Raw genomic sequence first — 21,600 nt, forward strand, 5'->3', positions numbered from 1 at the left:
GTAATTTAACATTATTATTAATGGTCTGTTTATTGCTTTCATTTTAATAATATTTTAACTGTTTAAAGGAATAATAATATGGCCGTTAACATTGCAGATAGACCTACCGACAAAGTAAGAGAAGAGGTGGTTGACCAATTAGTGATGAACTATAGTCACGGTGAACTTTCACATGAAGCTTTTGAAAGGCGATTAGATCAAGCAATGGCTTTTGAATCTAATGAAGACCTTGTTTCACTTGTTGCTGATTTAGACTTAAAAGTTGACGAAGAATATATCGAGAAGAAAAAAGAAGACTTTCGCTTTAATTATTCTTCAACGCCAACAGATGACAGTGATTTACTTATTAATATCTTTAGCGGAAGTGGCCGCAGTGGTGAATGGCGAGTCGCTAAAGAAATTAAATCAATAAGTGTCTTTGGTGGTTGTGATATTGACTTTAGTGAGGCTATTTTTACTCAGCGTGAAGTTACGGTGAAAGTTTTTTGTTTGTTTGGCGGAATTGATATATTCGTACCTGAAAATGTTAAAGTTGTTTCGAAAGCTTTTTGTATTTTTGGTGGCATTGACAATAAAGCGCCATCAACTGATTATATTGATGCACCAACAATATATGTTGAAGGTTTAGTTTTATTTGGTGCACTAGATATCAAGCTGAAACGTACCTTAAAAGAACGTTTCACCGCTTTTGCTAATGGGTTAAAAGATATATTTTATTAGCCTAGATGATGTTATTTCAACGCTAAATTAACGGCTTTATTCCTCAAGGAAAGTAAATTTAATTTTGGTAGAGAAACGTTTAATAAAGGCACTTGCGATAATCTCCTAATAGATAAATAAAAACGCTGGCACATTACGTGTCAGCGTTTTTTTATTCGCTAATAAAATAGTTAGTCTGTAAAGGTAATTCTTGGTTTAGCACCCTTAGTAGAGTCTATTTTTGGTGAGCAAAGTAACAGCCTAGAAGAGGCGATGCCGTGCTCTTTTACCATATAATCTTTAAAAGCCTCAAGGCGCTGCCCAGAAATTTCAGCCAATTGTTTTATATCATCTATGTCGGTAATCTTAGTCCCTAACGGTTTATCAATGTCTTCTGGTGTTGCAATAGCACACAAGGTTAATTGTGTATCGAGCTTATCTGTCATCAGGGCTGAAAATTGAGCCAAAAATTGGCTTTGCTGAGCCGTTAATTGTGTTTCTTTTATTGGAAAGTTTAAATCACTAAAACGAACTTTTAATAAGTAATCACCCGCAGACATAGCAACAGTAACTACATTGGCGTAAGGCACAAAGGTAGTGATCAAATATTCTTTAGCAGCAGACATCGTTGCTTTTTTTACCAGTAAATTAATAAAACCACTCATGCCAAAAGAAGGATCATCAGTGCTACCTTTCAACGGAATATCTAGCTCTACGTTGCCATCACCATCTTTTAACATCCCTAAGGCAATGTTAAAAGGTATCGATGTTTGGCTTTTCACTGTGCCTGTTTCATGATCGTTTGCTGCACCTAGCTCCACACCTCTTAAAAATAACTTGGTCTTGCCAGCAATTTTTTTATCATCAACGGTTACATCTAGATCGACATCAAGCTGACCGCTTTTAAGTTCGTAGTTAAGTGCTTGCGCAATATAAGTCGATAATGAAGGCAAGCTGACCTCTTTGAAGAAACCATTCAATTTATAATAATCTTTTTTACTAAAAGGTTTAGCAACGGCAGATAAGTTGAAATTGGCGTATTTATCACTGTTACCGGTTAAGATAAAATTACTTTCTTGCTGTGGCTTTTGGTTATCAAAAGGGCCAGCGTTAAACGTTGTGATGTTAAATGCTCTTTTGTAATAAGGACTTGTGCTGCGATCAATAAAAGTAATACCGGCGCTATCACCAAATGAAAAAGAATTAAGTGACAATAAAAATAAGCTTTCTTCGCTTTCTACTTCACCCTCAATGGTTTTTGGTGAATTAATTGTTTTGGCTAGCGGCTCGGCAACGGGCGATTGATCTTTTGGTGAAGTGGGTAAGCCAGTAATATTTTTTTCTTCGTCTAAGTTGGTATCAATAGTTAAACCTAATAGGTTAATCGTATCGATGAATAGACCTTGCTGAGAGACAGTTACATCATTAATACTTAGGTTTTTGAATTGGGCTAAAGGGGGAAAATCATCTGTGGTATTTTCAGCAAATAGACTTTGCTCAATAATCAGATTTTTGATATTGGCAGTTATTAATGACTCTGTTGTAGTCACCGCAATATCATCAAGTTTTATTGCTGATACTTTAGCTAATAGTTGCGCGCCTTCACCTTCATAGGCCTTTAAATCTTTAATGTTTAATGAAGCGGTGCCGGTTATTTTAGGCGCTTGTTCATTAACAAGCGCAATAGAAAAGTTTTCTAAAGTTAGCGGAAAAATATTAAGTGCAAGCGTTTTGTTTTTTTGTGTCGCTTTAAAGTCAGTTGTTTTTAACTCAAAGGTTTCAACGTTAATGTCGGTGACAGCAGTCGACATAGAAATTGACTGCTTGCTATTAAGACTGATAGAACCCTGCATTGTTAGTGGTTCTTGCTCGGGGCTATTAGCGGTTAACAGCGGCTGTAATGGGGTGAGTGCTAATTCAGACAAGGTTATTTCAGAGCTTATTTTACGCTGCTCTGAAGTCAAATCGGCATTTAATTTTAAAAACAAAGGGGCCTTATTAATTAAAGCATTAAGTACAAGCTCTGCTTGTTGTGTTTTTGTCGAGGCAAGTACATTTTTTATAACAAGTGAATTAATGATAAATTCTTGTTGGCTTTGTTCAATACCTAGATTAAAAATAGCATTGGAAAGGCTAAAATAGGGTAATGAAACTTGATAATTATTGGCGACCTCATTATTTGAATTTTTTGCTAAATCTGTTGTTTGTGCTGTAGGTGTTTCGATGGATGTTTTAGTCTCGTTTGAATTATTGGCAATAACAAAGCCACCAATAACCGGTGCCTCACCATTTAAATTAACATCTAGATATAAGCCATCAATAGCAAACTCTGAAACATACAAAGTATCAGTTAATAGTTTAAATAAACTCACCGTAACGTTTAAAGACTTTAACGATATAAGGGGCTTATCGATATTTTCTACGCTGACTATTTCTAGTTCTCGTATATTTAAATTCGACCAAAAAGGGTTATAACGTATGGCTGTTTTATCAGCTAGGGTGAGCTGCTGCTCATTTAGGTATTTAGTTAGGTAATGTCGACTAACAAATGGTGAAGAGAGCCAGATAATTAGCAAAAGAGCAATAATAAATAAGCCGACAAACTTAATTACCTTAGCTAAGGTTTTTATCGAAGAAGACATAGTTTTCCTAATTTAGGGAGCTGTTGTTATTAAAATTATTATTCATTAAATGAAGCGGATGTTTAATACTTTTGCATCATGTTCTTGTTACACAAATGATGCTTAACGGCAATAATATTGTAAATGTGAGTAGGTTATTGACTTTTTTATCGACTGTCTAGTCTTATGGTTGGGATCTTACCAGTAATCCAAGTGTTAAGTTATTTTTGTTGCTCAACAGTATCCAACACCGTATGCTGATTGTTAACTGGTCTGACCTTTGTTTTCTTCTATTCACGAACATTTTAATAATCCTATGACAAATCAAGAATCTTTATTTTTATCTCATGGAGATCATCAACTTCATTTAAGGCATATTTGGCAACAAAAGGGCGGTACGCCTATTTTTATGTTACATGGTGCTATTGAAAATGGCCTTATTTTTTATACTAAAAAAGGTAAAGGTCTAGCATGCTACTTAGCAGAGCAGGGCTTTGATGTTTATGTCGCCGATTTACGTGGCCGTGGTGAAAGCACGCCTCGTATTGATAAACATGCTGTACATGGTCAATTTGAAGCGATCACTGAAGATATTCCACATTTTATAAATTACATTTTTCAAGTCACACAACAAAAAATTCATCTCGTTGCACATTCCTGGGGAGGGGTTTTATTGGCGAGTACGTTGGCCAGATTTCCTAAAATAATTGAACGTATTCGTAGTAAAACTTGTTTTGGTACCAAGCGCATGGTGACGGTAAAAAGTTTAGAAAAAATGTTTAAAGTGGATATTGTTTGGAATAATGTCGCCCCTAAATTGGCAAGGAACAAAGGATTTTTAGATGCTAAAAAGCATGGTATTGGCTCTGATAATGAAACCGAACAATCGTTAGCCGATAGCGTCGCTTGGGTTAAAAAAAGTGCTTGGCATGATACGACAGATGGTTTTGATTACTTTCAAGCAGCTAAGTCAATTGATTGGCCCCCAACATGGCACTTTACTGGTAGTAAAGATAAAGTGTTAGGACATGCTAGCGATGTAAATATTTTCATTCAAGAATATAATCCGAAAGCGAAATTTACTTTGTTGTCAAAATCTTCAGGGAATATGCAAAATTACGATCACATTAATATCCTCACTCATCCTAATGCTAGAATTGATCACTATCCACAGTTAGTAAAATGGTTAAAATCTCACTGACTTACCGAACCGTTAGGTCGTTTTTTAAGTGGTTATACAGATAACCTTTTATCCGATACCTTATTAAGTCAATAATGTTATTAATTCAGTGTAGATATTTAGCCTATACTTTAGTACTTAAAAAGTTGCTGCAATCGCCTTTACTGAATGCTGTAAGGGTAAAAGCTATTCCTCTAACCTTCCTACCGACAACATAAAATGATGTGATGCGTAAACATGAAGGTGTTATCAATGAATAACCTTGTGGAAGGTATTTATCTAGGATTAATCCTAGATAAATACTTTGTTTAATAACCCTAGTAAAAGATAAAATCAACATAACGACAAGCACAACTCATCCTTATTAAATGATAGGTCAGGCAGCTCAACTTTGTAAAAACAGCCATTGTTACCATTTATTACTTGGTATTAGAGGATAATGCTATTAAATTTGAACTATGTTAATTATTTGTAATCAATATTAGTTCAATATCTTTGTGTTCACTTAGGTGGGGATAAAGGCTAGCAATAAATCAGACACCAAAGGATTATTATGTCAAAGATAGCAACAATAACGATGGTTTTATTATTAACGACTTTAGCTTCTCCTCTACTTCTAGCAAAAGCTAATAAATTAAATTTTAATAAATCTCAGCAAAGCTCGCAGCACAAAATAACAGGGAAGTTGCTGTATCTAAATGAGAAAGATGGTGATGTTGATCTACTTATTCATGATGATAACCGCTTTAGTTATTATCCCCGTATCAGTGAGAGTGGATTAGTTGAACAAGCACAGATTATTGATATTCCAGAAAACGCACAGTTCTTTAATCAAGCAACATTGGCGAAGCAAGTAGGCGAAGTGATTGTTTACTTAACAACTAATGCGGTGATGTCTTACAATCTAGAAGATAAAACCATCAGTAAATTGATAGACGTTGATACCTTATACAAATACCAAGGAACTTTTGACGTAAACTTTGGTGATTTTGTCCACGATTTTAATCAGGATGGCCTAAGCGATTTTATTACTCATAGTTTAGATACAACTCATATATATTTGCAAAACGCTACGGGAGCATTTACTCAGCAATCCTTTGCTATATCACCTCGTATTGAAAAGTCAGGGCGTGGTCTGTCATTTACCCCACAAAATTTTTACCATGCTGACTTTAATCACGATGACAAAAAAGATATCGCCTTCCAAATTGATGATCAATTGATGGTCTTTGCTCAAACACCTGCTCAGTTATTTGATCATAATCCCATGGTTATTAACTTAAATGCACATTTAGAAAATAAGAATTCTAAGATAAAAAAACAGCAAGGTGAAAAAAGTGCTTCTGTAAAGCTTGAAACCATTGAAGATATAAATGGTGATGGGCTCGTTGATATTGTCACCAAAGAGTCAGTACGAGAAGGCATGATGTCTAGAACTAATCACCTGATGATACGTTATGGGTTCATAGAAAATGGTCTGATGCAGTACAAAAAGGAAGCTGATGGTCATGCGACTTTTGATGGTGAAGGTATGATAAAGTTTAAAGATGTTGATGGTGATGGCTTGAAAGATTATTACACCTTAAGTGTTGAAATGGGCATAGGTACTATGATGTCGGCAATGTCTGGTGCTATAGATATGGATTTACGCTTCTATAAGTTGGAAAAAAACGGTAAGTATGTAAAAAAGCCTGTTTATGAAAATGAAGTTGAAATAGCAATTAATTCTGGCAGTGACGGTGAGGCACTAACCGATGTTAGCGACTTTAATGGTGATGGCATTAATGACTTGATCCTTAAAACTGATGATAAAGAATTTACCATCTACTCGGGGGCTAAAGGCAAACGTTTATTTGCTAAACGTGGCGCTGATTATGAAATTTCCTTACCTAAAAGTGTCCGCACTGAAATTAAAGATTTTAATAATGATGGTAAAGCAGACATCCTCTTTTTATATGGCACCCACTATGATGAAGATGAAGAGAAAGAAGTGGGCGAAAATAAACTGACATTATGGTTATCAGCGAGTTAATTAACACTAAAGTTCGCTATACTATCACGGGTGAATGCCGATGTTCTTTGCTGCAAGCAAATCAAAAGCCTTCCCTCTTTTTTAGCAATGTCATGGTGCTATGAATAACATCATGACAATTTTTAAGGTCACATTATGCGCTTTTTATCCCGTAGATTGGTTCTTCCTAATGATTTAAACTATGCAAACTCACTTTTTGGTGGCCGCGCATTAGCCTGGATTGATGAAGAGGCTGCTATTTTTGCTATTTGTCAATTAGAGACTAACTGTTTAGTGACTAAACATATTGGTGCGATAAATTTTGAATCACCAGCCGTGCAGGGTGATGTAGTTGAGTTTGGATTATCAACCAAAAGTGTGGGGAAAACGTCAATAACAATCACTTGTTTAATGCGTAATAAAATTACTAAAAAGACCATCTGTTTAGCTGATGATATTGTCTTTGTACAAGTCGACCCTGAAACTAAAGCACCTATCCCACATGGAAAAACCTTACTAGCTTTACAAGCTCAAGAAGCCGAATAAATCACGCCAGTTTAGATTCTCATCAAAAATATCCCTGTCATAAAAAATCAACATTTCCTGTTGATTTTTTTAGTTTTTTTATTGATTTTACTCCGCTAAAGAATCATTTTGAAATATTTATTTACATATGTAGATTATTTTATCTAGATATTTTTCTTGTGTGTTAGTGTGTTGGTGGTGTATAACACATGTATTGTTTTTATTTAAACATAAATAACAGAACTTAAGCATAACTACCGTTAGGAAATATTATGACACCTCAGTGGGATAATGAAAAACCGATATACCTACAGTTATACCAGCAAGTTGTTGCTCGTATTCTCGATGGTTATATCAAAGAAGGCGAAGCATTGCCATCAGTCCGAAAAGTGGCTGCAGAATATCAAGTGAATCCAATTACTATTTCTAAGGCGTATCAAATGTTACAGGATGAACAAGTTGTAGAAAAACAGCGTGGAAAAGGTTTATTTGTTAAATCAGGAGCGCAAGAGCTAATGCTTGATCGAGAGCGCGAAACTTTCTTGGTTCAGCAATGGCCAGAAATATTAAAACAAATAACGCGATTAAAACTTTCTGCTGAGCAGTTGCTAACAGGAGATAAGTTATGAATGAATTGATTTCTATAACAGGCTTAAACAAATCTTACGGTAAGAAACATGTTGTGTCTGATGTGAGCTTAAGTATTCATAAAGGACAAATTGTTGGTTTAGTTGGTCCTAATGGTGCGGGTAAAACCACATGTCTTCAATCGATGCTAGGTTTAATTGATTTTGAAGGTGACATTAATGTTCTTGGCCATCATCCAAGAAAAGACCGTGAAAAGATGCTTAACGATGTCGCCTATATTTCAGATGTCGCTATATTGCCCAAATGGTTAAAAGTTACTCAAGCATTAAGCTACATGAATGATGTTCATCCTAATTTCGATATTGAAAAGGCACGTACATTTCTGGCAAAAACTAATATCGATATGAATGATAAAGTGAAGGCTTTGTCTAAAGGAATGGTTACTCAGTTACATTTATCTTTAGTGTTAGCTATAGACGCTAAAGTGCTTGTTTTAGATGAACCAACGTTGGGGTTAGATATTTTAACCCGTAGACAGTTTTATACGCACTTATTAGAGGACTTTTATACGGAAGATAAATGTATTCTTATAACTACGCATCAGATTGAAGAAATTGAGCATATTTTAACAGATGTTGCCTTTATTCAAGAAGGTAAAATTGTTATAGCTGAAAGCACTGAAAATATTCGTGAACGTTTTACATTGTTAACCGTAACTCAGGACAATATCGAGCAAGCAAAGCAATTTAAACCGCTCTTTTCAAATAGTTTAATGGGGTTAACGACCATGCTTTTTGACAATCAAAAAAATGAGGACTTACAAGCGTTGGGTAAAATAAGTGTACCGAGTTTAGCTGACATTTTTGTTGGCGTGATGACCAAGGAGATATGTTCATGAACACGAAAGTATTAACAACCTCAATTAAAAAAGAATTATGGGAATTTAGCAATATTCTAAAATGGGTGCCCATGGTTATCGCTGCTTTGGTCATCGTGATGCCTCTCGCTATTTTTATGCAAAGTAATGAAAGTTTTAGTGACTTATTTCAGTTTTTAACGACATTCCCTGAACAGTTTTTTTCTGCTGAGCATGCGCCGATGATTCCTAAGTTATTCTTTGTAATGGCTCTTTCTTTATTTGCACCCTTTTTAGTGGTGGCGTTAATCATTCAGCTTTATTACTTTACTGTCTGTCTATTTGATGAACGCAGAGATTTATCTATTATGTTTTGGCGCTCGTTACCTGTTTCTGATGTCACAGCAATTATTGCCAAATTAATTACCGGAGCCTTGGCAATTCCAGCTATATTTTTAGGCGCCGCAACCGCTACTTTGTGCTTGATTCTTTTGTTAGCGTTTTTAGTTTGCATTATATTGTCGGTTGGTTACGATGCTAGCTTATGGGCATTGTGGGTTGATGCTGATATTTTAAGTGGAGTATCACTTATTTGGTTACACCTTATTCCTCTTGCTATTTGGATGTTACCTTTGTTTGCATGGTTAATGTTAGCGTCTATGTATGCGAAGAAAGCCCCATTTTTATGGGCAATATTACCTGTCGCCGTTGTTTTATTAGTGGAAGGTTTTGTCGTGCACTACTTCCATTTATCGCAATTCTATATAGGTGGCTTATTACTAGAGTATTTCTCACTTTCATCACAATTTGTTGAATCTGTGCAAGGGCAAGAAAATTTTGCCAGAACGGTACCATTGCAAGCACTTATTACTAAATTAAATATAGGAAGTGTATTAGTGGGTATTTCATTACTTTATGGCACATATTGGTTAAGAAAGAATAAAGCTGAGGTGTAACTCAATTACAGAACATTAATCTTTATTATTTAAATCTGCATCACCAACATATTCAATATATTGGTGATGCAGTTTTTTTATGGTTTAAATTAATTAACCAGAATAAAGATGAGTTATTATTTGTTGTTAAATATACTTGAGGCAGTTCTATTCTAAATGTAGCAGAATAAATTATTAATGTGTGAACAGGTAAGGAGTCGGTTATTCTTGCTGAAAACTAGATACGCTATAGTTGATACTATAGCGTGATAAAGATAAATTAAGCGGTAACTATTTTTGCAAAAAAACCTTCAACTTGTAGCTTTAAGCGATTTTTAACCTGCTTATTGAGCCCTAGTGTAAAAAGTATACTTGAAAGCGTGATAACAATAATCACTGTTTTATATAACTTTATACCCGTAAATAAAATTAAAACCATTAATAACAGTGTATAGGTTAACCCCATTACGGCAAGACATAAGCACAAACCTTGCACTTCTTTATTTTGAAATATCTTCATGCTTTATTTCTCTTCTTTGTTCAATATGAATTAGCTTAGCAAAGTTATCTTATTCACTCTATAGCCAAATTAATTACAAATGTTACATGAGGTTTCGAAAGTTAATTTAAAAAAATGTCACGAAATAAAAAGTGATGGTGTCTTGGTAATGAAATAGGAAGTTTCTGTCTTCCTATCGATTACAACAAGGAAAAATGATGAATATAGTACATATAATATTAACCGTACTCGTGATTTCGATAAGCCTGAATACCAAAGCTGAAAGTTGCATTAGTGTTGAGGTGCACGGTGAAGGACAACCGATAATTTTAATTCCAGGACTAATGAGTAACGGCGAGGTTTGGCAGAAAAGTGAAGAATATCTAGCAAAAAATTATCAGGTGCATACGGTGAGTATTGCAGGATTTGCAACGACAGCCCCATGCCCTAGTGCAGATAATATTATACCCGCGGTAAAATCTGAATTATTGAGCTACATACAAAAACATCAATTACAAAAATCAGTATTAATAGGGCATAGCTTAGGGGCTTTTTTATCTTATAGTTTAGCGATAAAAAATGAGGCACTATTTTCTGCCATTATTGCGGTGGACGGCTTACCTTATATTGCGCCAATATTTACAAAAACACCTGCGACTATACCAAAAGATATGCAACGACAAGCTGACTACATTCGAAGTATGTATCAACAAGCAACGGCTCAGCAAATGGCTGATATGACTAAACAAACCATTGCTATTCAAGCCACATCAATAGAAAATCAGCAAGCGGTTATTGCTATGGCAAAAGTGTCTGATCAAAAAACAGTGGCTTCAGCTTTGCATTTTTTATTACTCAATGATTTACGAGAGCCATTAAAGCAAGTGAAAACGCCCTTACTGCTTATTGCTGCGCAAGGTGCATTTACCGATGAAGAATCTCGACGATTTGCTACCGTGTTATATCAACAACAAATAGAAAATGTGCCTAATGCCCATTTAATTACCAACATTGATGCTCGACATTTTATTATGTGGGATGATAATAAATGGTTAATGGCACAAACAGATATATTCTTACAGGGGGTGTTATAAAATGCTATTTACTGATGAGCAACAATTACTTCCTGATATCGCACTAGCAAAATCGGGGGATCAACTCGCCTTTACCCGTTTAATTGAACAACTAACAAATACCGTAGGCGCTATTGCTTTAGCTATTACCAAAGATCTCGATAGCAGTGAAGATGTGAGCCAAAAAGTTTTCATTAAAGTATGGCGAGAAATCAACCAACTTAAAGAGAATATAAGCTTTTTACCTTGGGTTCGACAAATCACCCGTTACACCGCGTTAAATCATATAAGAGACGAAAAGGTTAACCGTAACGTAAAAGGTGATGAAACCGATATTTTACTTGCCACACTTGTTGACCCAAGTCATTCGGGCGATGCAAGTTTACTGCGCGAAGAACAAAATACTTTAATTCAAACGCTATTAGCAGAGCTACCCGACGAGAGTCGAGAAATTGTTTTGTTATATTACAGAGAGCAGCAAAGTAGCCAGTGTGTAGCTCTGCTATTAGGTTTAAACGAAGCGACGGTTAGAAAACGTTTAAGCCGCGTACGAGCATTAATAAAAGAACAAGTCTTAGCACGTTATGGCAAAGTTATTTTATCAACGAGCCCGTTAGGTTTAACGGCGTTAGTTTTATCAGGACTTTCAGTGAGTTCACCTGTTGCTGCAGCTGTTGTCACGAAAAGTATTGTGAGTAGTCAAAGCCATTGGTTAGTAAAAGTACTATTGGCTTTAGGAGGCGCAATGATAGGCGCTTTACTCGGTATGGTGGCAAGTTATATTGGTATGTCCAAAGTCATTGAAAAGATGGTAGATGAAAAACAAAAAGCTCAGCTTAAGGTGTTACGTAATAAAACAGCTTTTCAATTGTTCCTCAGTGGTATTTTTTTCACGTTAAGTTATGAATTCACAGAAGGTTGGGGTATGCCTTGTTTATGTTTTATAACATTATTTTATTTTATTTATCGTTCAACTCAACAAGTGAACACACTCGTGGGGCTTTCGATTGCTACAACAGAATTAAGTGACACTGATTTGATTAAGCAATCAAAAAAAGATAAGTTATGGTGCCAGTTCGGCTTGATAATGGGCTTCTTGGGGGGTGGTTCAGGTTTACTTGTTGGTTTATACAATAGCGGCCGTTTTGCGACTTTTTGGTAATAAAAAATATAGATTTAAATAGGAACACTATGCAATTAAATGAGTTACTTGAAAAGGTAAATGCTACCCCAGAACTGATTGAATTTAATGAAGTGATGGCGGTTATTTCTGCTAATTACCATTATCAGCCATGTGCATTTGAAAATGGTGAATTAACTAATCTGTCAGGCACGAATGAAGGTTCATGTAAAATTTTTGCTTTTGCACAATTACAGGGGCTATCTAAAGAAGCAACATTGGCGTGTTTTGGTCATTATTACCGCGAGGATGTTATGTTGAATTCTGCGGGGACAGATCACGGAAATATTAGAAACTTCATTAAGCAGGGCTGGCAAGGTATTAATTTTTTTGGTGTTGCGCTTTCGTAATTATGCCTCTTCTATTAGGTATTGTTCGTAACCTTTTACGCCAAAATATCGAACAGATTTTTTTAGTTTGATCATTTTGGCGATAAGTGACTCACCAAAATAAACTTTCACGACTTGTTTTTCGCCATTAGTGTCGCTTTGGTATTGATGGAGCGGATTGTTTCTTAAATTATCAAACGCTGTTTTCATAATTAATTTCAATGGCTTAATTTTCTTCTTTTAACGTGCTGGTATATTTACTGACTATAGCACTTATTTTTCCATTATTTATTAAGCTATTAATAGCTTGGTTTATGATCGGCACGATATGCGCTTTAGATTTATGTATACGTAACGGGCGTAGGGAATGTTCATGAACTTGACCTATGACAACGGTTAACTGATGACTTCTACTCAGGTAGTTAACTATGGTTCTATCGACAATGCCGACTGGTAACCTATTGCCTTCAATAAGTTTTAATAATTTCAGTTCACTTTCAACATCATAACGGGTGAAAACGGTATCAAAAGCGTAGCCAAATCCGTTGATCGTTGCAATGGTTTCATCTGCTAACGGACCTATATTTCTTAATTTTCCTTGCGGAAATACATAAACGTCTTCAGTTTTAAATAGCGGTTGGCTATAGATAGAAATGGCCGTTTCGTTTGCTCGCCACGCGCCAATAGGACAACATTCGATATCGACTTTACCGTCGGTAAAGCTAGAACGTACTCGTGCAGAAGAGAGATAAACAAACTCTAATTGATAAGGGGTTAGTTTAAATATCTCTTGAAACACTTCGACATAAATACCGCGATGCTCTTGTTCACCAAATGAATAAGGAGGCTTTCCATCGAAGGAAAGTGCCACCCTTATCGTTTCTGCTTGAGCGCTTAAGCTGATAAACAATAAAATACAAATCCACTTCATGCTATAAAAGACTCGTTGTTTCGGTTTTCTTCTCTCTCAATTATAACAAAAATAATAGCTTGTGCTTAAATTATTACTTCTGATGAATTAATCGCTCGAGCTCTTGTTTGGACAAGTAGTTTTCCATGGTTGAACGCAGTAATTTGTATAATAAAATAGAGCCATCAATTTCTTCTTTACGGTTGGTTAAACTCTCAATATTTAACCCTAATGGTAAATCGTAGGGTAAAACAGCATCGAGTATTTGTTGTAAAGTATTTAAACAGATGCGAATAGATTCATATAGTGGTTTTTCCGCATTAAGAATACGTAGACTAGTCGCTTCAGGAACACTAACACCTAACCATTCAATAAATTCGAGTGTTTTTTTACTGCCACAAGGTGAAAATGTTAAAATTATCCGCTGAGGCTTTAATCCTTGCTGCTGACATTCAATCGCATAGCGCGTCAACATATCTATAGTGGCTTGTGGATTATAGATAGCTTGAGAAATAAAGAAATTGCAGCCCTGTTGATGTTTTTCTATCAACCGAGTATGTTCATTACCTTTATTTGCATGACGTTCTGCAATGGTGATCCCACCGATAAAGAAATCATTTTTATTATCAACTAAGGTTTTATAAGCACTGGCAAGTGGCAATGAAATCGTGTTTTTTTGCGAAGGGCTACCAACAAGAACAACGTCACGAATGCCATATGTGTGCCAAGCTTCATTTGCCCATTGATCAAAATCATCGTTATTTGACTGAATAACACTTTTATAAGTGATCACGGGTCGTTGAGATTGATTCTGCAGTAATGATGAATAATAACGGGGATCTAATGTTGATTTAAAAGGAAAAGGACGCGGTACATTGGTACGCGAATTTTCGTCTTGTATATCATAAACAATCAAACCATCAAAATCGATATCACTGACACGTTCAAGCAGCTTATTAGCAATAATTTCAATTTGCTCTGCGGGTGTATCACTTTTAGGAGGTGTTGTGCCAATAAAATAGACGCCGCGTGTATTATCGTTATAGCGAGCTCTTAATTCTGATCCTATGTTCACTTTATTCTATACCGTAAATTTGATAAAACTGATGTCATGATAATACCTTTTTAGCCACTAAAAATCTTTGTGATATTTATATTTTATTGTTAATAAAAAATAAAAATGGCATTAATCATTTTTATTTTAGTTATTTCTTATCAAAGTTATCATTAATAATTTACAAATAGTTTACAAAAAGAGTTGACGTAATACTTCGTAATGATAGGTTAGCTCTATATTTAATTAGCTGTACAGTGTTGGCAATAGAACTCAACAAGTTATTGCTGTATATAAAAAAACTAAAAAAACTAAAAAGAGAAGATTATGAAATTGTCTGCAAACCCTTTTCAAGCTTGCTTGGATACTATACTTTCACCCCTTGTTGCTTTTGATACGGTTAAAGAAAAAAAAGGCTGGTCATGGTTACCTTTTATTCTGCTGACTAGTTCTACTTTTGTGTTATTTATCTATTACTTTAGTGTTGTTGATTTTACTTGGTTAAAAGAGCAAATGATTAACCAAATTGCGGCGTCAAAACCGATGACCGATGATGAGCTTAAAGCCGTAGCAAGTTTTTATCAAAAGGATACCATGATTTGGACAACCGCTATTGGTGGCTCTTTAGGTTTTGTGGTTATTAACATGCTGACAGCCGTCTATTACCACATAGTGACGAAAGTCAGCGCGGCAAGTGAGTATAAATTTACTCAATGGTTTGCGTTTACTTGGTGGGCAAGTTTTCCTGCTATTATTTCTGTCGTGCTAAGTGCACTTGTTATTGTATTTGCTGGCGATGGTAGGGTGTCAATGCAAGATTTGCAGCCAACAAGTTTTAATAGCTTATTATTTTCTGTTGAGGCAAACAATGCTTGGTTTGGCCTGCTTGAAGCGATTAACTTATTTTCATTTTGGCTGATTGCAGTGACCACTATCGGTCTGCGCTCTTGGTTGAATATTAACACTCAAAAAGCATTTTTTATTGCTGCTGCTCCGCAAATACTTATCTTTATTTCTTGGGCTTTATACATAATGTTTATCGCTTAAAAAGAGCACGATTTTATGAAAAAAATACTGATTATTATTGTGGTTATTATTGGGCTAGTCAGTTTAGCTTACTTTAAAAAAACGGGTCAATCCCAGACGCTTGAAGTTAAGGTTCAGCAAGTGGCTGCTGAAAACATTAAACGTTCAATTTTGGCCTCAGGCACTTTAGTTTATAAAGAGCAGGTTCAGTTACGCTCTGAAGTTATTGGCCAAGTCAGTGAAATGTTAATAGAAGAAGGTGATGAGGTGACTAAGGGGCAAGTATTAATGCGCCTTGAACCTCGCACTTTCCGTGCTGATGTCGAGCAACAAGCGGCTTTTGTTCGTATTCAAAAGATTGCCATCGAGCATCAAAGCAAGAAAATTGAAAACTTAAAATCTCAATGGCAGCGCAAACATGACTTATATCAACGAAAAATTCTTGACCGTGACGCTTATGAACTTATCGACAATCAATACGCATTAGCAAAAATTGATTTACGTTCTCGTCAAGAATCTTTACTGCAAGCGCAAGCTACACTTGATAAAGCACAAGAGCGTTTAGATAAAACCGTTTTTCGTTCTCCTATAAAGGGTATTGCGACGTCAGTTGATATTAAACAAGGCGAAACAGCCATTAGTGGCAGCACAAATATTTCAGGATCAAATTTAATTACTTTAGCTGATCCCTCTTCTATTCTCATTGAAGTAGAGGTCGACGAAGCAGATATTGCAAATATTCTTGTTGGACAGCAAGCCGATATCTTTGCGGTCGCCTTTCCTGATAAAGCGCTTAAGGGGCAAGTTCAGAGCATTGCCACCACAGCTAAGCGCGCACAAGGACGACAAGGTTTAAGCTTCAAAGTTAAAATATTATTGTCTGACTCAAATACTATCGCCGTTCGACCTGGTATGAGTTGTCGCGCCGAAATATATACCCAGAGTAAAAGTAAAACGATAGCGGTACCCAGTGAGTCAGTCATTTTTGCTACACAGGGCAAGAACGTTCAAGTAGACGATGAAAGCGATAACGAAGCGCTTGCAGATAATGTTGACCACGTATTTGTGCTTATTGATGGTAAGGCTGTAAAGCAGAATGTTGAGCTAGGTATCTCAAATGATCGCTTACAAGAAATTACTTCAGGCCTAAAAGTAGGTGATAAAGTGATCATTGGACCCGCAAGAGCACTTGGTAAATTAAAAGATGCTCAGTCGGTGAAAGTGATCGATAAAGAGGCATAAATGATGTCTAACATTTCTCAAGAAAAAAAAGTGATAGCGCCAATTATTTCATTAAGAAATATCGCTCGCCTTTATAAAATGGGTAATCAAGCGTTTTATGCACTCAATAATTTTGATTTGGATATTCAATATAATGACTTTATTGCTATAACCGGACAGTCGGGGTCAGGTAAATCGACCTTGATGAATATTCTTGGCTGCTTAGATTATCCAACAAGTGGTGAATATAAACTTAAAGACAGAGATGTAGCTAAGCTTGATGAAACAACTCTGGCGGGTATTAGAAATTTAGAAATCGGCTTTATTTTTCAAAGTTTTAATTTATTACCCAGATCAAGTGCTTTACAAAATGTCATGCAACCATTGATATATCGAGGCATGCCAATCAAAGAACGCCGTATAAAGGCTAAGCTAGCCTTAACCCGGGTCGGTTTAAAGGACCGCATTGACCATTTACCGAATCAGTTGTCTGGTGGACAACGTCAGCGTGTCGCTATCGCTCGGGCATTAGTCACTGAACCTGCGATATTGTTAGCAGATGAACCTACCGGGAACTTAGATTCAGCAACCACAATGGAAATTATGGCACTGTTTGATGAGCTTCACCAAGATGGCCAAACCCTAATTATTGTAACCCATGAACAGGAAATAGCCGATCGTTGTCAGCGAGTTATACGCTTAACTGATGGCTGCTTAGTTGCTGATTCATTAAACCCAAATATTGAACAGCACTATAAAGAGCAGCAACTGATAAAGGAGAGTGCTAATGTCTAGTGTTTTCTTTAAAATTGTTGAGAGTACTCGTTCAGCGGCACATTCGGTGCGTGCTCACGGTTTTCGAAGTTTTTTAACAACCTTAGGTATTATTATTGGCGTTGCCTCAGTGATTGCTGTTGTCTCTGTCGTACAAGGATTAAGCAGCAGTATTACTTCGCAGTTCGACGATATGGGCACTAATGTTGTCAGTATTAATGCTTTTACGCCGCTAAAAGAACGTCTTCAAGGCAAAGTTGCCAAATTAACTTACCGTGACTTTTTAGAAATACAGTATAAAGTTTCAGGCATTAGCCATATCACTCCAACGGTTGCCGCAACAGGCCCAAATGGCGTAGTTCAGTATAAAGGGGAGTCAACGGCAACACGCGTTGTCGGTACAGGCTCTAGTTATCAATCTCTATATGGCATCTTTCCTGAAACGGGGCGCTTTTTTAATATAAATGATGATAAGTCTCGACGCCGCGTAGCCGTGTTAGGGGACTCGATTATAGACAAACTTGAAATCAAAGGTTCTGCTGTTGGTCAGTATATTATGATTGGCGGTGAGTGGTTTAAAGTGATTGGCGTGCTAGAAAAGCGTGGTAAACTTTTTGGCTTTGATCAAGATGACTTTATACTGTTGCCTTATACAACAACAAGAGCTTTGTTAGGTGGTGCTGAAGAACCCGATATCAGTATTTCGCTGCAAGTGGACGATGCAAATCAACTTGAAAGTATTAAGCAGCATATTCAAAATCTACTGCGTCGAAATCATAATATATCTAAAGAAACAGCGGATGATTTTAAAATTAGTACCGCAGAGCAAATGCTTGAAACCGTCAATAGTATTACCTCAAGTACGACTATGGTGCTCAGTGGTGTTGTTGGTATTTCATTATTGGTAGGCGGTATTGGTATTATGAATATTATGCTGGTTTCAGTGACTGAACGCACCCGCGAAATAGGTATTCAAAAAGCGCTTGGCGCAACGCGAGTTGACATACTGCTACAATTTCTAATTGAAGCGGTGTTCTTGTGTTTATTAGGAGGACTAATTGGCTTAGCTATTGGCTATGGTATTGGCGCATTAGTGAGTAATTTAATCGACTTACCCTCTGCAGAAGTTCCGTTGTGGGCGGTGATGCTGTCGTTTGGTTTTAGTGCAGGCGTTGGGCTGTTATTTGGTATTATACCTGCTGCGAAAGCCGCTAACCTAGACCCTATTGACGCACTACGCTATGAATAACTAACGCGAGTATTAATGGTAAGGACCACTTATCTTCGAGGTTAAGTAAAGTAAGCCAATATTTAATTGATTAAAAAAAGCCCAGTCATTGACTGGGCAAAAAATATAAGGGATAAACACAATCAATCAAAAAAGGTTAACTTTCGTTGCCTGATATTGATTTATTAACCGTAGAGACGGGACGTTTTTGCAGTAAACTTTTACCATTTATCGCAATTTTTCTTGGTTTTAACGCTTCAGGTATTTCTCTCTCTAAATCTATATGCAGCAAACCATGCTCCATAAAAGCACCGATGACTTTGACATGTTCACCGAGTTGAAATTTACGTTCGAAGTTACGCTCAGCAATACCTTGATGTACAAAGTTTCTTGGTGAACCATTATCGTTGACAGGTTTGGTACCGGTAACGATTAAGGTGTTCTCTTTTGATTCAATTTCAAGATCTTCATCGGCAAAGCCAGCAATAGCCATAGTAATACGATATTGGTCTTCGGCAAGTAATTCTACATTGTAAGGGGGGTAAGATGATTGCTTGTCTGTACGAGACGCTTTTTCAATTAAACCCGCTAAGTGTTCAAAGCCAATAAATGAACGGTAAAGTGGGCTGATATCTGTTTGTATACGCATAATTCATATCCTATTAGTTATACCCATAATTGAGATGTAAGGGTATTAGCAATATGGGATCTCTTTTGAATATTTCTGTGCTTACTATAACCAACATAAAGTCGCGATATAGCTAGGCTGAAATTATTATTCTCAGAGATTTAAGGTGCCTTTCAATATTGAACAGGCGGTTAATGTAGTCCCGTTTAGCTTGTGGCGACTACATTAATAAAGATGGGCGCGATGTTTTATTTTTCAAGTTTTAAATTTAAATTAAAATTGATTTTAATTTAAGTCTTTGAAATATTGTGATTTATTATTTGTCGTTATTCTCTTGAACCGTTTCCATATCCAGTGTTTCACTTGGGCTTAATGCTTTTATGGTCGAAAGGGCTAATTCATAATTAGGGTGCTTTGAAATATCAGCAACAATTTCCTTGTAAGCGATCATTCCTGATGAATCAATAATAAATATCGCTCGTGTTAATAAGCCCATATCTTTAATGAGTAAGCCGTAATTACTACCAAAGTTGCGCCACACTGAATCAGATAAGACCGTTATTTTATCGATACTTTCTGCTTCACAAAAACGTTTTTGCGCAAAAGGTAAATCATTGCTAATCGTTAACACAACAATGTCTTGGGGTAATTTAGCCATTTCTTCGTTGAAACGTTTTGTTTGTAAGGCACAGACGCCGGTGTCTAAACTTGGTACCACAGAGATAAGAATGTTTTTTCCTGAGAATGCTTCGAGAGTTACCGGCACAAAGCTGGCATTAACCACTTTAAAATTAGGGGCTTTTTGACCAACATCAACTTGTGTACCTAATAGCGTGATGAATTTGTTATTTGCCTTAACTAAGTCAGTTGTTTGTTGTAAATTATCTTCATCAAGTGGCTTTGCAGATGCCACAAAAATGCTCAGGCTATTTAAAGTTAAAATCAGTGAAAAAGTAAGAAATACGGTTGAAAATTTCATAATGTTAAGCGCGCTTAAAAATTTTGGATAAAGAGATGTTAACTTTGACGATAAAAAATAGCCATTATTTAGTGCTTTATTTCAAATATTATCTATTGTTATTTATAGATAAACAGTAAAATGTTGAAAAATCATCACCACAACTATTATCTGAAAATAGGAATAACGAAAATATGTCAATACCCTTGTTAATTTGTGATGACTCAAATATGGCGCGTAAGCAGGTAGCACGTTCTTTACCTGATGATTGGGATGTCGAGATAAGCTTTGCTACCAACGGCGAAGAAGGCATTCAAGCAATAAAAGCTGGTAAAGGTGATGTACTTTTACTTGATTTAAATATGCCAGTGATGGACGGTTACCAAGTCCTTGAAACTATTATTAAAGAAGACTTAAATACTATGGTGATTGTAATTTCTGGCGATATACAGCCAGAAGCACACCAACGTGTTACGAGCTTAGGTGCTCTAGACTTTATTCAAAAGCCAGTCAATAAAACCAAACTAACAGAAATATTATTGGCTTACGGTATTTTTACCCAAGACAGCGAAGAAGAAAAGCCTTTACCCGTTGAAATCGAAAAACCGCCGGTGATAGCCCCAGCTCCTAAACATAGCGAGTTGGCACCACTGACACAAGCGGCAGAGACAGTTAGTATTGAAAGAGAACAATCAGATGAAGCGTTTTTCTTAGACCCTGAACTACGAGACTGTTACCAAGAAATAGCCAACGTCGCTATGGGACAAGCAGGAGATTTATTAGCGCGTTTACTTGATGTTTTTGTTGTTCTCCCCATTCCTAATGTCAATTTAATTGAAGTTAGTGAACTGAGCATGGCGCTCTCTGATGTAGAAGAACAAGAAAGTACTTCGGGAATTTGCCAAGGATTTATTGGCGCAGGTATTTCTGGTGAAGCACTACTTATTTTAAATGACTCAAGTTTTAAAGATGTTGCTTCATTAATGAATTATAAGTATGAAGTTGATGAAAGTACTGAGCTTGAATTATTAATGGATCTAGCCAATGTACTTATTGGTGCTTGTTTAAATGGTGTTTCTGCCCAATTAGATATGCCTTTTAGCCAAGGCCACCCCGTTGTTTTAGGACAACATAAAAAAATATCTGAGTTGATAGCGACCAACTCTAAAAAATGGAAGCGTACCTTAGCTATCGAAATTAGTTATAGCATTGAAGACTATTCAATCAAATGTGATTTACTCTTACTCTTTACCGAAGAGTCTATGCGTACACTCAATAATAAAATCTCTTACTTACTGGATTAAC

At 36.2% G+C, this 21,600-nt stretch carries 22 protein-coding genes; 15 read left to right on the forward strand and 7 right to left on the reverse strand.

The genetic code is table 11. The features are described from left to right. The first annotated feature begins 78 nt into the window (after window positions 1-78). Window positions 79-720, forward strand: a complete 642-nt coding sequence (locus tag H4J76_RS09000) for a LiaF domain-containing protein (protein WP_070376125.1) — start codon at window positions 79-81, stop codon at window positions 718-720. Between the two features lie 170 nt (window positions 721-890). On the opposite strand, the gene H4J76_RS09005 is transcribed toward H4J76_RS09000, so the two are convergent. Beyond that, window positions 891-3,341, reverse strand: a complete 2,451-nt coding sequence (locus tag H4J76_RS09005; protein ID WP_182230465.1) for a DUF748 domain-containing protein — start codon at window positions 3,339-3,341, stop codon at window positions 891-893. Window positions 3,342-3,636: 295 nt separating this feature from the next. On the opposite strand from H4J76_RS09005, the gene H4J76_RS09010 reads away from it, so the two are divergent. From H4J76_RS09010 to H4J76_RS09035, 6 genes are all read left to right on the forward strand, one after another. Further along, window positions 3,637-4,521, forward strand: coding sequence for an alpha/beta hydrolase (locus H4J76_RS09010; protein ID WP_182222102.1), 885 nt, complete (start codon window positions 3,637-3,639; stop codon window positions 4,519-4,521). 532 nt (window positions 4,522-5,053) lie between these two features. Next, window positions 5,054-6,532, forward strand: coding sequence for a VCBS repeat-containing protein (locus tag H4J76_RS09015; RefSeq protein ID WP_182230466.1), 1,479 nt, complete (start codon window positions 5,054-5,056; stop codon window positions 6,530-6,532). A gap of 135 nt (window positions 6,533-6,667) precedes the next feature. After that, window positions 6,668-7,057 carry an acyl-CoA thioesterase gene (locus H4J76_RS09020; protein ID WP_070376128.1) on the forward strand — a complete coding sequence of 130 codons (390 nt, stop codon included), beginning with the start codon at window positions 6,668-6,670 and terminating at the stop codon, window positions 7,055-7,057. 251 nt (window positions 7,058-7,308) lie between these two features. Then, a complete protein-coding gene (locus H4J76_RS09025; protein WP_182218583.1) occupies window positions 7,309-7,665 on the forward strand; it encodes a GntR family transcriptional regulator in 357 nt (118 codons plus the stop codon). After that, the gene (locus tag H4J76_RS09030) at window positions 7,662-8,522 is read left to right on the forward strand and encodes an ABC transporter ATP-binding protein (RefSeq protein WP_182218584.1); all 861 of its coding nucleotides are present in this window, start codon (window positions 7,662-7,664) and stop codon (window positions 8,520-8,522) included. Before H4J76_RS09025 ends, H4J76_RS09030 begins: the two co-directional genes overlap by 4 nt. Beyond that, complete coding sequence (locus tag H4J76_RS09035) at window positions 8,519-9,436, forward strand: ABC transporter permease (protein ID WP_182222104.1); 918 nt, start codon at window positions 8,519-8,521, stop codon at window positions 9,434-9,436. The genes H4J76_RS09030 and H4J76_RS09035 overlap by 4 nt, the downstream gene beginning before the upstream one ends. Window positions 9,437-9,695: 259 nt before the next feature. On the opposite strand, the gene H4J76_RS09040 is transcribed toward H4J76_RS09035, so the two are convergent. Further along, window positions 9,696-9,935 (reverse strand): hypothetical protein, encoded by a 240-nt coding sequence (locus H4J76_RS09040; RefSeq protein ID WP_182222105.1) that lies wholly within the window; start codon window positions 9,933-9,935, stop codon window positions 9,696-9,698. A gap of 197 nt (window positions 9,936-10,132) precedes the next feature. Between H4J76_RS09040 and H4J76_RS09045 the strand changes: the two genes are divergently transcribed. From H4J76_RS09045 to H4J76_RS09055, 3 genes are read left to right on the forward strand one after another with little or no spacing between them, the layout of a single operon-like run. Continuing rightward, a complete protein-coding gene (locus tag H4J76_RS09045) occupies window positions 10,133-11,008 on the forward strand; it encodes an alpha/beta fold hydrolase (RefSeq protein ID WP_182230467.1) in 876 nt (291 codons plus the stop codon). A gap of 1 nt (window position 11,009) precedes the next feature. Beyond that, complete coding sequence (locus tag H4J76_RS09050; RefSeq protein WP_182222108.1) at window positions 11,010-12,149, forward strand: RNA polymerase sigma factor; 1,140 nt, start codon at window positions 11,010-11,012, stop codon at window positions 12,147-12,149. A 29-nt stretch (window positions 12,150-12,178) separates the two neighbouring features. Next, window positions 12,179-12,517, forward strand: coding sequence for a HopJ type III effector protein (locus H4J76_RS09055; protein ID WP_182222109.1), 339 nt, complete (start codon window positions 12,179-12,181; stop codon window positions 12,515-12,517). On the opposite strand, the gene H4J76_RS09060 is transcribed toward H4J76_RS09055, so the two are convergent. The 3 genes from H4J76_RS09060 to H4J76_RS09070 all read right to left on the reverse strand — a co-directional run bounded on the left by H4J76_RS09060 (window position 12,518) and on the right by H4J76_RS09070 (window position 14,475). Then, on the reverse strand, window positions 12,518-12,706 hold the full coding sequence (locus H4J76_RS09060) for a hypothetical protein (RefSeq protein ID WP_259366450.1): 189 nt from the start codon (window positions 12,704-12,706) through the stop codon (window positions 12,518-12,520). A 16-nt stretch (window positions 12,707-12,722) separates the two neighbouring features. Then, on the reverse strand, window positions 12,723-13,427 hold the full coding sequence (locus tag H4J76_RS09065; RefSeq protein ID WP_182218589.1) for an ABC transporter substrate-binding protein: 705 nt from the start codon (window positions 13,425-13,427) through the stop codon (window positions 12,723-12,725). 73 nt (window positions 13,428-13,500) lie between these two features. Beyond that, a complete protein-coding gene (locus H4J76_RS09070) occupies window positions 13,501-14,475 on the reverse strand; it encodes a methylenetetrahydrofolate reductase (protein ID WP_404842436.1) in 975 nt (324 codons plus the stop codon). A 312-nt stretch (window positions 14,476-14,787) separates the two neighbouring features. Between H4J76_RS09070 and H4J76_RS09075 the strand changes: the two genes are divergently transcribed. From H4J76_RS09075 to H4J76_RS09090, 4 genes are read left to right on the forward strand one after another with little or no spacing between them, the layout of a single operon-like run. Further along, complete coding sequence (locus H4J76_RS09075) at window positions 14,788-15,507, forward strand: YIP1 family protein (RefSeq protein WP_182215500.1); 720 nt, start codon at window positions 14,788-14,790, stop codon at window positions 15,505-15,507. 15 nt (window positions 15,508-15,522) lie between these two features. Then, window positions 15,523-16,728: an efflux RND transporter periplasmic adaptor subunit gene (locus tag H4J76_RS09080; RefSeq protein WP_182215497.1), complete on the forward strand. Its 1,206-nt coding sequence runs from the start codon at window positions 15,523-15,525 to the stop codon at window positions 16,726-16,728. Window positions 16,729-16,761: 33 nt separating this feature from the next. Beyond that, window positions 16,762-17,502, forward strand: a complete 741-nt coding sequence (locus H4J76_RS09085; RefSeq protein ID WP_310733593.1) for an ABC transporter ATP-binding protein — start codon at window positions 16,762-16,764, stop codon at window positions 17,500-17,502. Continuing rightward, on the forward strand, window positions 17,495-18,730 hold the full coding sequence (locus tag H4J76_RS09090) for an ABC transporter permease (protein ID WP_182230468.1): 1,236 nt from the start codon (window positions 17,495-17,497) through the stop codon (window positions 18,728-18,730). The genes H4J76_RS09085 and H4J76_RS09090 overlap by 8 nt, the downstream gene beginning before the upstream one ends. 136 nt (window positions 18,731-18,866) lie before the next feature. Here the strand turns inward: H4J76_RS09090 and H4J76_RS09095 are convergent, their stop codons facing one another. Then, window positions 18,867-19,358 carry an Hsp20 family protein gene (locus tag H4J76_RS09095; protein WP_182230469.1) on the reverse strand — a complete coding sequence of 164 codons (492 nt, stop codon included), beginning with the start codon at window positions 19,356-19,358 and terminating at the stop codon, window positions 18,867-18,869. A 295-nt stretch (window positions 19,359-19,653) separates the two neighbouring features. Next, a complete protein-coding gene (gene tpx, locus H4J76_RS09100) occupies window positions 19,654-20,316 on the reverse strand; it encodes a thiol peroxidase (RefSeq protein WP_182230470.1) in 663 nt (220 codons plus the stop codon). Window positions 20,317-20,489: 173 nt separating this feature from the next. On the opposite strand from tpx, the gene H4J76_RS09105 reads away from it, so the two are divergent. Continuing rightward, window positions 20,490-21,599, forward strand: a complete 1,110-nt coding sequence (locus tag H4J76_RS09105; protein ID WP_182215489.1) for a response regulator — start codon at window positions 20,490-20,492, stop codon at window positions 21,597-21,599. Window position 21,600 lies beyond the last annotated feature (1 nt).

This window comes from Colwellia sp. BRX9-1 (assembly GCF_014077195.1).
In the GTDB taxonomy this organism is placed as follows: Bacteria; Pseudomonadota; Gammaproteobacteria; order Enterobacterales; family Alteromonadaceae; genus Colwellia_A.